The organism is Halobacillus sp. ABA4_118 (genome assembly GCF_056160205.1).
The window spans coordinates 172,413-185,167 of sequence record NZ_JBSWWS010000001.1; the positions used below are offsets into that span (position 1 = coordinate 172,413).

Annotated in this window: 16 protein-coding genes and 1 other annotated feature; all 16 genes read right to left on the reverse strand. The window is 49.1% G+C overall.

The window, feature by feature from the left end; translation table 11 throughout:
* Positions 1-40: 40 nt before the first annotated feature.
* The 16 genes from ACXAGL_RS00965 to minC all read right to left on the reverse strand — a co-directional run bounded on the left by ACXAGL_RS00965 (position 41) and on the right by minC (position 12,720).
* Complete coding sequence (locus ACXAGL_RS00965; protein ID WP_474969092.1) at positions 41-592, reverse strand: YhcN/YlaJ family sporulation lipoprotein; 552 nt, start codon at positions 590-592, stop codon at positions 41-43.
* A gap of 69 nt (positions 593-661) precedes the next feature.
* On the reverse strand, positions 662-1,399 hold the full coding sequence (nadE, locus tag ACXAGL_RS00970) for an NAD(+) synthase (RefSeq protein ID WP_474989459.1): 738 nt from the start codon (positions 1,397-1,399) through the stop codon (positions 662-664).
* 35 nt (positions 1,400-1,434) lie between these two features.
* Positions 1,435-2,394, reverse strand: coding sequence for a phosphotransferase (locus ACXAGL_RS00975; protein WP_474989461.1), 960 nt, complete (start codon positions 2,392-2,394; stop codon positions 1,435-1,437).
* Positions 2,384-3,397: a SafA/ExsA family spore coat assembly protein gene (safA, locus tag ACXAGL_RS00980; RefSeq protein ID WP_474989463.1), complete on the reverse strand. Its 1,014-nt coding sequence runs from the start codon at positions 3,395-3,397 to the stop codon at positions 2,384-2,386. The genes ACXAGL_RS00975 and safA overlap by 11 nt, the downstream gene beginning before the upstream one ends.
* 171 nt (positions 3,398-3,568) lie before the next feature.
* Complete coding sequence (gene pheA / locus ACXAGL_RS00985; protein ID WP_474989465.1) at positions 3,569-4,444, reverse strand: prephenate dehydratase; 876 nt, start codon at positions 4,442-4,444, stop codon at positions 3,569-3,571.
* A gap of 14 nt (positions 4,445-4,458) precedes the next feature.
* Positions 4,459-4,908 carry an ACT domain-containing protein gene (locus ACXAGL_RS00990; protein WP_027955271.1) on the reverse strand — a complete coding sequence of 150 codons (450 nt, stop codon included), beginning with the start codon at positions 4,906-4,908 and terminating at the stop codon, positions 4,459-4,461.
* A 17-nt stretch (positions 4,909-4,925) separates the two neighbouring features.
* Positions 4,926-6,209 (reverse strand): GTPase ObgE, encoded by a 1,284-nt coding sequence (gene obgE, locus ACXAGL_RS00995; RefSeq protein ID WP_474989467.1) that lies wholly within the window; start codon positions 6,207-6,209, stop codon positions 4,926-4,928.
* A 14-nt stretch (positions 6,210-6,223) separates the two neighbouring features.
* Entirely contained in the window at positions 6,224-6,739 is a 516-nt protein-coding gene (locus tag ACXAGL_RS01000; RefSeq protein WP_474969097.1) for a Spo0B domain-containing protein, read from the reverse strand.
* A gap of 186 nt (positions 6,740-6,925) precedes the next feature.
* Positions 6,926-7,216 (reverse strand): 50S ribosomal protein L27, encoded by a 291-nt coding sequence (gene rpmA, locus ACXAGL_RS01005; RefSeq protein ID WP_027955268.1) that lies wholly within the window; start codon positions 7,214-7,216, stop codon positions 6,926-6,928.
* A gap of 14 nt (positions 7,217-7,230) precedes the next feature.
* Positions 7,231-7,560: a ribosomal-processing cysteine protease Prp gene (locus ACXAGL_RS01010; RefSeq protein WP_474969098.1), complete on the reverse strand. Its 330-nt coding sequence runs from the start codon at positions 7,558-7,560 to the stop codon at positions 7,231-7,233.
* Between the two features lie 12 nt (positions 7,561-7,572).
* Positions 7,573-7,881: a 50S ribosomal protein L21 gene (gene rplU / locus ACXAGL_RS01015; protein ID WP_474969099.1), complete on the reverse strand. Its 309-nt coding sequence runs from the start codon at positions 7,879-7,881 to the stop codon at positions 7,573-7,575.
* Positions 7,882-7,894: 13 nt separating this feature from the next.
* Positions 7,895-7,965, reverse strand: a sequence feature (ribosomal protein L21 leader region).
* Positions 7,966-8,000: 35 nt separating this feature from the next.
* On the reverse strand, positions 8,001-9,425 hold the full coding sequence (locus tag ACXAGL_RS01020; RefSeq protein ID WP_474989469.1) for a ribonuclease E/G: 1,425 nt from the start codon (positions 9,423-9,425) through the stop codon (positions 8,001-8,003).
* A 13-nt stretch (positions 9,426-9,438) separates the two neighbouring features.
* Positions 9,439-10,293 carry a site-2 protease family protein gene (locus ACXAGL_RS01025; RefSeq protein ID WP_474989471.1) on the reverse strand — a complete coding sequence of 285 codons (855 nt, stop codon included), beginning with the start codon at positions 10,291-10,293 and terminating at the stop codon, positions 9,439-9,441.
* Complete coding sequence (locus ACXAGL_RS01030; RefSeq protein WP_474989473.1) at positions 10,280-11,050, reverse strand: peptidoglycan DD-metalloendopeptidase family protein; 771 nt, start codon at positions 11,048-11,050, stop codon at positions 10,280-10,282. The genes ACXAGL_RS01025 and ACXAGL_RS01030 overlap by 14 nt, the downstream gene beginning before the upstream one ends.
* Positions 11,051-11,243: 193 nt before the next feature.
* Positions 11,244-12,041, reverse strand: coding sequence for a septum site-determining protein MinD (minD, locus tag ACXAGL_RS01035; protein ID WP_474969103.1), 798 nt, complete (start codon positions 12,039-12,041; stop codon positions 11,244-11,246).
* Positions 12,034-12,720 (reverse strand): septum site-determining protein MinC, encoded by a 687-nt coding sequence (gene minC / locus ACXAGL_RS01040; RefSeq protein WP_474969104.1) that lies wholly within the window; start codon positions 12,718-12,720, stop codon positions 12,034-12,036. Before minC ends, minD begins: the two co-directional genes overlap by 8 nt.
* Positions 12,721-12,755: the final 35 nt, after the last annotated feature.

Sequence of the window (12,755 nt, forward strand, 5' to 3'; positions counted from 1 at the left end):
CACTATACCATAATCAATTTATGGCATAAAAGCAGGAGGTTTACTCCCGATTGAAGAACTCACGAATCCGTTTTTTCACGGAGTCCGGTGCTTCCGCCGCGTTCAAACGGGCATTCAGATCCTTCATGTGATCCCAGTTGTTATTATTGGTATAGATGGTGAGCTTCTTCTCTGTCAGTTCCCCGGCTTTCTGCTTGATTTTCTCCGTTACGTCGGTATCTCTCCGATCTGTCGGATTGATCATGACGGCAATATACATCGCATCGTCCGTAGAATAGGCCTGAGCCATCGTGACTTCTTTGATTTCATGAATTTTCTCCACGACGGCCATAGCATCTTCATTGTTGAAATCATTATCATGAGATCGGTTCGTCTCCCCGTAACGGGCGTTGCGAAAATCCTTTTCGGCGGTCCGTTTAAAATAGCTGTCCTTACCGGTCGGAATCCGGCCGCTTCTTTCCGTGTCCTCTACTCCCCCGTAGCTGATCGGCTCATAGATTTCATCAGAGGTTCCCTCCGGCTCACGGGCTTCCTCCGATTGACACGCGCTAAAGAGACAGGCAGCAAGCAGCACTCCAATAATTTTCCACATAAAAACATTCTCCTTTTCCCCTTACTATGGGTAAAGAAGAATGTTTTAGTCTGGCAAATCTCACCAAAGTTACTGCGATGGTGCAGGAGGAAGCTGACGCTTATGGGCGGACCGCTTATGCATCGCTTCGATGATTTTACGGTCTTCTTCAGGAATTTCCTCTCCTTTAAGGTGACGGTCGATCATGGCGTAACTGGTACCCATTTCATTTTCGTCCGTCTGACCTTCCCAAAGTCCTGCACTCGGCTGTTTATGAACGACTTCATTCGGTACTCCTAAGTATTCGGCCATCTCTCTTACTTCACCTTTGGTCAGGTTCGCAAGCGGCACAAGGTCGACACCGCCGTCTCCATATTTCGTAAAGTATCCTGTATACCATTCAGCAGCATTATCTGTTCCCACGACAAGATACTTATGGTTGGTGGCAATCGTATAAAGGGTGCTCATCCTCAGCCTTGCTCTCAGGTTGGCATCCTCAAGTTTCAATTGATCCTCATTCAACTGCCCCGCAGCTTCCAGCTGGGTTTGAATGTTTTTGAACATCACGTTATGCGTTTCCGTCAAATCCACCGTCAAAGCTGGAAGATCACAGGCTTCCACTACAAGGCGGGCATGCTCCTGATCTTCTGACTGGCTCTTGCAGGGCATAATCACACCCAGCGAGCGCTCAGGAAATGCTTTTTTAATCAAGTTGGCTACGACTGCGGAATCAATACCGCCGCTCACTCCGACAAGGAGACCGTCTACATGGGCTTCTTTCACTTTATCCTGAAGCCAGGCTGTTATTTGCTGTACTTTTTCTTCCACCGGATTGTTCATCCTTTCACACATATGATAACTAATCATAGCATATGTTCTGCGTATCGGACAAACTTCTTCCGGCTCTCCCAGGCTTTTTCCAGCTTCCTTATCTGTCGGACGAAGGAGCTTTCCTCCCTTAAGCAGCTTCTGTAGCCGTACAGCCATTCGCGCAGGAGATCAGAAGGCACGAGGACACCTTTCCACCAGATTTCACGTTCTTTCACATGAGGAAAATATTGAACCAGCGTGGATCGTTCAGATTCCACGTGAGGGAGGAAACGCTGGGCAAGCTGGATATGATCATAGACGCGCGGTCCCGTATGCAGGAGATCAAAATCAATCATACGGATGGATTGGTCACGAGTGACGATGAAATTATGATGCGCGACATCCCCGTGGAGCCATTCATGATTATCCCAGGCTCGTTCTTCTATCTCCCCCCACGGACAATCAGAGAAGGCCTCCAGCCTCCGCTCCACGAGGGAAGATATATCCTGAAACATCTGGCGTCTGCCAAAATCCGTAAAAACATCTTTCGTTTCCAAAAACTGCTCCAGCCTCCGCTCCCATTTCACATACAATGGATCTTTCGGGATCGACAGGACCGCGATGCCTTTCGTTGTACGGTGGAATTGATGCAGGATACGGACCGCTTTCTTCCGATCCTGATGCCGGTCAAAGTCTGCATGCCTACCTTCCATCCGTTCAAACAAAGCCCAGTCACAGCCTAATTTCCCCAGCGTGAAGGTTTCCGGACGGAACGGAACCGGGCGGGCGGCTGTCCGGGAAGCATAATTCCAGTGTTCAAAGAAGTCGATCTGCTGCTGTATCACATGAAGCCTCCGATAGCCCTTCAAAATCATCGGTCTTCCTGCAAACGATACTTTGTAAACTTTAGGCTTGATGGTACGTTCAAACACGACAGGAAGATTTTCTTCTTTTTGTATCCAATGAAAAAGGCGATCCGTGTATGAATCGCCCTTTTTGTATTCAGCTTTCATCTACATCATCGTCTCTCCAGGGCTGCGGCATCCCCTGACCGGCCTGTTGAGGGTTCCATGGTCCCATCTGAGGGTAAGGACCCCACCCTTGGTATGGCTGCTGTCCCCAGCCTTGCTGAGGATATTGATGGTGCTGAGGGTGCTGCGGGTGCTGCGGATATGGCTGCCCCCAGCCGCCCGGCTGCTGCATACCGCCATAAGGCATCTGCTGCCATGGATGTTGAGGGTGATATGGGTGATGTCCAGGATGATGGCCGCCGTACGCAGGACCATAGCCTTTTACAGAATCCCCATCACAGCCGCAGTCCTCATCCGACTGGGCGCCCTGCACCATATCATCATCCGACTCGAAGTCGTCTCCATACATCGGCTGCCCCATTGGATGCTGCATCGGCTGCTGCATGGGATGCGGCATCCCACCATATGGCATCGGCATCATAACCGGATAAGGAGGACAGCAGTAGTAATCCGTATGAACCAGTTGAGGCTGCATCGGAGGGCAGTAGGGCTGCTGCATCGGCTGATACTGCTCTCCTTTTACTTCCTCTTTTGGCGACTCTGGTGATTCCGGGGATTCTTCAGGTTTCGGCCCCGGCATTTGAGGAAGGTGGAAGGTTGTATAATAATTCTGCATCTGCTGATCGATACTCGGCATGGTGATCGGCATATTCATATGGATCGGCTGCATCGGCTGCATGGGCTGCATCGGTTTTTCCTTTACCCCTTTAGGCGCAGGCTTTTTCTCATCTTCTTTAATGGAGGGAATAGGCTTTGCCTTTTCCTTATAAGGGGCTGAAGGCAATTCCTTTGCAGGCGCCTGAGCCTTTGGTGCTTCTTTCTTAACAGGCTTTGTACCTTGAGGGACTTTGATTTTCATACCCGGCATAATCATATCAGGATTGGAAAGCTGGGTATTTACGGATTTTAACTCCTCAAAGTCAACCCCATATTTCTTGGCTATGTTCCAGAGTGTATCTCCTTTTTGTACAATGTGAATTCTCACAATTGCAACTCCCTTCCTGTCATTGCTGAGGAACAATAAAACAAAAATAACTTCATAACACTCTATGCAGCACAAGCCGAAAGTTTGATGAAAAAGCCTATAATAATTTCTATAAAATATAAACAAACCCCGGATGTCCCTGCCACAGCAGGGATTCCGGGGTTTTCAGGTTCAAGCTTTATGGACAGGCGCAGGGATGTCGATTTGATAGCTTGGATACGTCCCAATCACCTTCAAGCGGCAGCCAAGGGCTTCCAGCTCCGCCTGTACACCTGGGAACAGCACTTGATCATAGGGCTGATCCACATCTATTAGGAAAAAGTAGTTGCCAAGACCGGTTTTCATTGGTCTCGACTCGATTTTTGATAAGTTCATCTTTCTCCAGGCAAAAGCTGCAAGCACTTGATGCAGGGCACCGACATAATCTTTAGGCAGTGTCACCATGACTGTCGTCTTATGTTTGCTGACAGGATGGTCCTTCACCTTCAACGTCTGCGGGTTCTTCTGGACGACAGCAAATCGTGTGTGGTTGTTATCATAATCATGGATATCCGTATCCAGGAAGGTCAGTCCATTCCCTTCTGCAGCCAGGTGGTTCGCAATAGCCGCCACTCCGTCACGCTCGGCTGCCACAAGCTCGGCTGCTTTAGCTGTTGAGGCTGTATATTCAATCTCAGCGTTCGGATAGTGTTTGTGAAGGTATTCGTGACACTGGGCAATGGCGTGGCTGTGGGAATACACCTTACGGATCTCTTCCCCGTTCCTTGCCGGATGTACTAGTAGATGCTGCTTAATAGGTACGGTCAGTTCTGCAATAATAGACTGATCCACCTGATGGGCTAAATAATCGATCGTCAAATGGACGGAGCCTTCAATCGCATTTTCAAGCGGAACAACGGCTGTTCCTATTTCGCCACGCTCCACCGCATCCAGGCAGGATGGAATGCTCTCATAAGCCATGAATGACCCGCCGTCAAATAAAGCATCCACCGCCATTTTTGTAAACGTCCCCTGGGGTCCCAAGTACCCAATCTGCTGTTCCGACATGATTTCCCCTCCAATTAAGCTCCTGAACTTAAAATTTCAACACGATCGACGAAATCGAGTTTATGGAGCTGTTGTAACAATTTCTCGATGCTTTCCTTCATTCCTGACGTATTTAAGGAGAGAGTCACATTGGCCTTGCCCTGAAGTGGGATTGTCTGGTGGATGGTCAGGACGTTACAGCCTGATTCCGCCACCGTCATCAATAAATTCGACAATGTCCCGCTCCGGTCTTCTAAATGGAAGAAAAGAGTGATCATCTGTTCTTTTACCATGGCCTGGAAAGGAAAAACCGCATCCCGGTATTTATAAAACGCACTCCGGGATAATCCCACATGCTTGACCGCTTCATAAATCGAGCCGACTTTGCCTCTTTCCAGCAGCTCCTTAGCCTCAATCGTCTTCATCATCGCTTCCGGGAGAATATCACTACGGACTAAATAAAACGTTTCGTTATAATCCGCCATGACCTCTTCCTCCCTTCTTAATCCACAAATTCGAATTCATAATCCATGAGTCTTACCGTATCGCCATCTTTTGCTCCCCGTTTTCTGAGGGCTTCGTCCACGCCCATGCTGCGCATCTGACGGGCAAAACGATTGATGGACTGGTCCCTGGAGAAGTCTGTCCGTCTGAACAAGGATTCGATTTTCTCTCCATATAACACGTAGGCCCCATCATCGGCCCGCGTCACTTTGAATGGAGCTTCTTCTTTTTCAAACTTATAAAGGACACGTTCATCGACTTCTTCCAGTTCTTCTTCCTGCTTCGGCATTTGATCGAGCTTATCAGCCACTGCATAAAGCAGTTCATCAAGACCGTCACGCGTCACGGTGGAAATCGGATAGATGCCGATTTCCTGATCCCCGAGCTGCTCTTTGAAGAGCTCAAGGTTATCCTCTGCTCCAGGCATATCCATTTTGTTAGCGACAATAAGCTGCGGACGGTTCTTCAACCGCTCATCGTAGGAGGATAGTTCCTGATTGATCGTTACATAATCCTCGTAGGGGTCACGGCCTTCCATAGCCGACATATCAATGACGTGAAGAAGAAGCCGGGTACGTTCTACGTGGCGCAGGAATTGGTGGCCGAGTCCGACCCCTTCGTGAGCTCCTTCAATCAGTCCGGGAAGGTCAGCCATCACAAAACTCCTGTGATCCTGGCTTTCTACGACGCCTAAATTCGGTGCCAGTGTCGTAAAATGGTAATCCGCGATTTTCGGACGTGCTGCGGTGACGACCGAAAGGAATGTAGACTTTCCGACACTTGGAAAACCGACAAGCCCTACATCAGCAAGCAGTTTCAATTCCACCACGACATCCAGTTCTTCCCCTGGTTCGCCATTTTCAGCAATTTCAGGAGCCGGGTTTCTCGGACTTGCGAAACGGGCGTTTCCACGTCCCCCGCGTCCACCTTTGGCGATGACCGCTCTCTGCTTATGTTCCGTCAAATCGGCGATGACTTTATCAGAGTCCGCGCTTTTTACTGTTGTTCCCGGCGGCACACTGATGACAAGCGGCTCGGCGTTTTTTCCGTGCTGCTTCTGATTCATTCCATTTTGTCCGCGCACCGCTTTAAAATGGTGCTGGTACCGGAAGTCCATGAGCGTGTTCAAGCCCTCGTCCACTTCGAAGACCACGTCGCCTCCGTTACCGCCGTCGCCTCCGGCAGGACCTCCTTTTGGTACATATTTTTCACGGCGGTAGGCGACAAGACCATTTCCGCCGTCTCCACCTTTTACAAATACTTTAACCTGATCGACAAACATTTGTATTCACCTCTTCATTCTATTGTCATTTCAATAGAAAGTTCTTTCCTGTCATAAATGGAAGCGACAAACCCTTCATCCTGAAGGGATCCCAGCACGGAATCGGGTTCGGGAAAGCGTCCATCCCATTCCCAGCTTACACCGAGAGCCCCTTGTCCTCCACGATAAAGGGTCACAGTCCCTTCATAAAGTTCATCTTGATCCTTATACTTTTCCATTATTTCCATCATACGCCTGCCATAAGCAGCCAGTGTCTGATCATGACTGGATAAATCAAGCCCCTGCTCCAGCGAATAGGTGAGGCGGAACGACTGGTACGACCAGTTGAACGTGAGAAGCCATAACGAAAATTCAACCGCTTCTGCATTCAACAGCCTGCGTTCTTCCTCCGATTCTGCCTTCACAGTATCCAGCAGATCCATCAGACGATCGTGCTTCCCAAGCGAAGCATACCCTTGAATCAATTGAATTTGATTCATCCAGTCATGACGCTTATGTCTAAGCAGTCCGATGATCTCTTTCTCCTCCATCGTGTCAACTCCCTCGAACACCCATAATAATAAAAAGTATAGCAGAGATTACAGCCGGCAAAAACAGTTCCGGGAAAATTCTGCCGGGGGTTTCCTGACGGTTGCGGAGCCTGGAAAAGCAGATATAAAAAAGCCGCGCTTTGCTTTCTGCAATAAGCGCGGCTTTTGCTGCACGAAATTATTCGTTTACGCTTCCTGTGCTACAGGATAAACGCTGACTTTTTTACGGTTGCGTCCGTAACGTTCGAACTTAACAACACCGTCTACTTTCGCAAACAATGTGTCATCTCCACCACGGCCAACGTTGGCTCCTGGATAGATTTTCGTACCGCGCTGGCGGTAAAGGATAGAACCAGCGGATGCGTGCTGTCCGTCTGCGCGTTTAGCTCCAAGACGCTTGGACTCAGAGTCACGACCGTTCTTTGTACTACCTACACCCTTCTTCTGGGCGAAAAACTGCAAATCAAGACGTAGCATGAGTCTTCACCTCCTTATCGTTGGGATATATGAATATATTGATCGTAATCTTGTTCAATCGTTTGTAAGGAAACCTGCATGCCTTCCAAAAGCGTCTGGGCTTTCGTTTTTACCGGCTCCTGCAGATTGTCGGGGAGTGTGATTTTCAAATAACCACCCTCGCCTCCCTGTACAACATGAGGTTCGAATTCACAAAGGCTTACAATAGCATTGACGGCTCCGAATGAGACAGCTGACACAGCAGCACAGACTAAGTCATGGCCGTAGGGTCCGCTTTCTGCATGACCGGATATTTCAAAACCTGTAATATCCCCTTGTGAGCGAAACATGGATACTTTAATCATCCGGAACGATCCTTACGCGTTGATTTCATCAACGATAAGTTTCGTGTACGGCTGACGGTGACCCTGCTTGCGCTTGTAGTTCTTCTTAGGCTTGTATTTGAAGACAGTCAACTTCTTCTGTAGGCCTTGTTTTTCAACTTTAGCTGTTACAGAAGCACCGTCTACGAATGGAGCACCAACTTTTGTATCGTCTCCACCTACGAATAGAACTTTGTCAAAAGTGACCGTTTCGCCAGCTTCCACGTCCATTTTCTCAACGTAGATTTCCTGACCCTGTTCAACTTTTACCTGCTTACCACCAGTTTCAATAATTGCGTACATACCTGCACCTCCTCAATATACTCAGACTCGCCATTCAGGTACCGTTTCCGGTTTAAAACCTGTTCTGCGCGGTTGTAGCAGCGGGTGCTACTAGAATAACAAAATAATGTTACCACAGATCAAAACAAGTTGTCAACACGTGCATCACGGCTTTCCGCCACTTCTTTAACCATGTCGGAAGACCCTTCAAGCTCTATCTGCCAGCCGTGGATTTGGTCGTCCACCCTGACAAACAGCTCCTGTGGAATTTTACTAGATACAGCCTCAGAAAACAAGCGTTTTTTTATTTTCAGACATGCAGGATGAACGGCCAAAAGGACAGCTTCTGTATCGCCAAGCTCCATCAATGCGCGCTCCAGCTGAAAAACCATCGTCTCATAGGTAAACGTATTTTCTTTCCGGGCCGCAAGAAGAGAGAACGGCGGCGCTTCTTCCTTTTTCCTCGTCATCTCCATAAGTCCGAGTTTTGTAAGTCCGTGGACGACGGTGGAGACAGGATCCTTTCTCATCTGCTGCCGCCATATGCGCTCCAGCTTTTTGTTATGATCCGGATGGTTCATGGAAATGAAATCAATCATAATGATTCCGGAAAGATTCCTCAAACGGATCTGTCTTTGAATTTCCTCAACGGCTTTCAGATTCACATCCAGAGCCTGGGCATTGGAAAAAGACCGGCCTTTGAACTGGCTGCTGTTGACGTCGATCACCACCATAGCCTCGGTTTGTTCGATAACGAGGGTTATCCCCTCTTTCGTTTGAACTTCCGGCTGAAGGAGAGCCTTTTGGAGCGTGTGGATCGGTACAGGCAGATGCTTTTCCAAGTCTTTGACCCATTGAACACTGCCGGCCAGGGCAGGCAGACGCTTCTTTACATGGTTCGCTGTCTCGATGTCGTCGATGAGGACCTGATCAATGGAGGAAACCGGGAACCTCCTCAACCACTGGTCCGGCAGAAAATCCTCCTGCCAGATGCACCCCGGTTTCTCCGCCGCGCCATCCACTGTACGCTTCCACTCCTCTTTTAAACGCTGCCATTCTTCCATTAAGGATTCTCTGGATGCATCTTTGGCTCCAGTTCGAACAATCATGCCTTCCGGTTCTTCAAGAATAGGGTGAAATAAAGCCTGTAGGTCCGACTGTTCAGATGGGGACAGCTTTTTGGAGAGCGCCGTTGTTCCGCCATAAGGTCTGTAGACCATATGGGTTCCTGCAAGAGTCACATCCGCGGTTACTTTCGCTCCTTTATCACCGGCAGGGTCCTTCTCGACCTGGACGTACAGACGCTCTCCGACCTTCACCCTGCTTTCGATTTTCCCTTCTCCCCATGGAATCGAATTCCCCCGGAGAAATGCTTTTTTCTCTAAACCGATATCCACAAAGGCCGCCTGCAGGCCTTGATCGATCTGGGCGATCACACCGCAGTAAATAGAACCCGTGAGCGTACGCGCTCCGGGCCTGTCCATTTTATATTCCTGAACCTTTCCACCCTCTACAAGCAGCCCGGTTCGTTCTGTCGTTTTCGTCTGTATGATCAACGTTCGCATGCCATCCCTCTTTTTAAGCAAATTGGCGGATGTCCTTAAACTTTAAGTACGGCTGCTTATTTTCGAAATAAGCGCGCAGACATTCCTGTTCATCTACTATATAAAAGTGGGGCGCCTGTTTCAATATATACTTCACCCTCCGATTGGGACGGACGTGTTTCACAGCATCCATGATCCGCATATCCGGAGACACGTGTTGGTATTCCGTCTTCATCCCTTCCCTGTCTTGATAGGCGCAGAAGAGCAGGTAGCGCATATGGCTGAACGCTCGCTTCCTCCATTCCAGAACGTGTTCTGTAATGAGAAAGGCTGTGAGAAGGACGGCTGCAAGCGTCCACCGCTGTTCAAGGAACAACCACCCGGCCGCCGCTGTCAAAATGAGCGCAGAAAAAAGAAGCGTCCTTTTCAAGCTCTTTTGGAAGGAGTACATCCGGCAGAAGAAATAGAAGATGAGTTTGCCGCCATCCAGCGGCCATATGGGCAACAGGTTAAAACACAGGATCAAGGTGTTGTAAAACAAGGCCGTCGTTATGAAAGGGTGCGGTCCCGCCCCCATTGCAATGCCGTAAAGAAGAAGATAGATCCAAAGATGCTGAAGGGGCCCTGCAAGGACGACGGCTGCCTGCTCCTTAAACGGGCGGGTGTGGTGCTCCTCACTGACAACCGCTCCGCCGAACAGCCAGATTTCAAGCTTTTCCACCCGCCAGTTGAAATGACGGGCCGTCCAAAAATGACCCATTTCATGAATGAAGACGATGGAGAATAAAAGAATAAAATCAAGAATGGCTCCTGTAAGAATAGCTGAGAAAGCCAGCAGAAAGAAAAGAGGATGGATATGAAGCCAGCCGGCCACCCTAAGATCCTTCATTTACTTTAATCACCTGAACCGGATCCAGGTACGTGTTGTCTTTTTCTATGGCAAAGAAAAATTCAGCCGTTTCTCCCTCTTCTGCTTTCACAGAACCGAGTCCACCCTGAGACTGAACATTTTCATACAAATACACATCGATCTCGGACAAATAGCCGTAGGTCGTTTCCGTGCCATCCTGGTGCTGCAGGACAACCGTCTTCCCTGAGTCGGGGTCATTTCCGGCAAACACGACCGTTCCTTCTCTGACAGCGCGCACTTTGGAATCACTGGCTGTCGTCAAAATGATGCCCTTCCCATCGTTTTGGAAAGGGGTGGTCACTGTTCCGTTCACAGGCATGGCAAGGGGCTCTTCTACCTGCTCTTCTTTCGGTTTCATAACTTGCAGAGGATCCCCAAACCGGTCATTGTACCAGGCGGTAACTTTAGCAAATGGAAACTCATCCGTCATCTGTCCAGCCGCCCAGTCCGCTGGTGCTTTCAAAAGGGCGGCACTGGAATGTGTACCAGCGGCCATGACGGCAAATAACAGTACAGAAAAGAACACCTGCAGGCCGAACCGGCTGCTCCGGCTGTTTTCTGCTGGTTCCCTTGGAGGGCCCCCATCAACACCATTGGTTATCAACGGCGGAAACCCATGGACCTCCTCATCCCGGGGAGGCTGATAAACCGGACCTGTCCGCGGTGCCTGCCGGTCCAGCCTCTTTTTCTTCCGGCCTGCTATATTCCTCCGTACATCTCTTATGTTCTTATTCACACTCAAACCCCTCTCTATGGCCCTTTTTTCTATTATTCTATGGGACAAGGGGTTGGTTTATTAATCCTTTCTCGCTTCAGAAGAGCCGGTGTCGTTCCAGCTTCCTTCTCGGTGGGACATGCCTGCATATAAAAAAGCTGTCGAGAGTATTCTCGACAGCTTCCAGGCGCCGTTTGATGACGCCGGTTCGTATTTAGGAGCGCATTCCAAAGAACCGTTTCACTTTAGCAAGCACGCCTTTATCCTCTTCCAGACTCAACAGGGGTACAGTTTCACCCAGAATCCGGCGGGCAATATTTCGATAGGCTAACGACGCTTTAGAGTTCGGCTTCATCGCAACAGGCTCTCCACTGTTGGATGCCTTGATGACGGCTTCATCATCAATGACGATACCGAGAAGATCAATGGACAACACGTTGGCGATTTCATCCACATCCATCATATCCCCATTTTTCATCATATGGTTCCGAATCCGGTTGATGACCAGTTTCGGCGCTTCCAAATCCTCCTGCTCAAGCAGTCCGATAATCCGATCAGCGTCACGAACACTTGATTTTTCCGGCGTTGTAACGACGATGGCTTTATCTGCTCCGGCTACGGCATTTTTATAGCCTTGTTCAATACCAGCGGGGCAGTCAATCACCACATAATCATAGTCCTGCTTCAGTTCCTCTACGATGGCTTTAATGCCTTCCGGCGTGACCTCCGATTTATCAGAGGTCTGCGCTGCCGGCAGCACGTGAAGGCATTCGAAGCGTTTATCTGTAATCAGTGCCTGTTTCGTTTTACAGCGCCCTTTTACGACATCCACAATGTCATAGATAATCCGGTTCTCGAGCCCCATCACAACATCTAAATTCCTGAGACCGATATCAGTATCAACTAAGCAGACTTTTTTGTCCTGCAAGGCCAAAGCGGTCCCCAGATTGGCAGTTGTAGTCGTTTTTCCGACGCCTCCCTTTCCAGAGGTAATGACAATCGCTTCACCCATTGATCATTCTCCTTTCAAAACTTACGAGATTCGGTCTCTTCTTTACAACTTCCTGTAACCGATCAATACGAATCTTCTGAAAGTCCTTATCAATAAACCCGCATTCCATATACACGCCCTCAGACTCATAGTCCGGAGATCGGCTGAGCTGATCGGCAATTCTCAGCTGACTGGGCTGCATATAAGCAGCCGCAATCACAGCAGCCGTATCCCCTTCACAACCGGCGTGGGCAATCCCTTTCAGACGCCCCATGACGAAGATGTTTCCCGTGGCATTCACCTGTCCGCCCGGATTGACATCTCCGACAAGAAGCAGATCACCCTTCACGTCCACGACCTGTCCTGAACGGACGGTTCTGGCTACGGGGGTAATTTCAGTGTTTTCTTTCCAATCCAACGCTTCCTTTTTTGTCAAAACGTCCGATTCGATTTTATCTACAACGAGCTTCTGTTTTTCACGGACAACGGCAGACAGTTCTTCTTTCTGCTCTTCTGTCAAGTAGCGGTTTCCGACTTGAATAATGACCCGGATCATCGGCTCATCTTCCGTGACTCCATTCATGGACAGCTTATCCTGCAGATCCCGGAGGAGCCGATCGAATGAACACTGGTCATCCAATTTCAAGATCAATCCATCTCTCGTTCCTTTAATCATGATTCTCTGACCATTCGCCGACATTGGCAATCACCTCAAGACCTTAGACATTCACTACA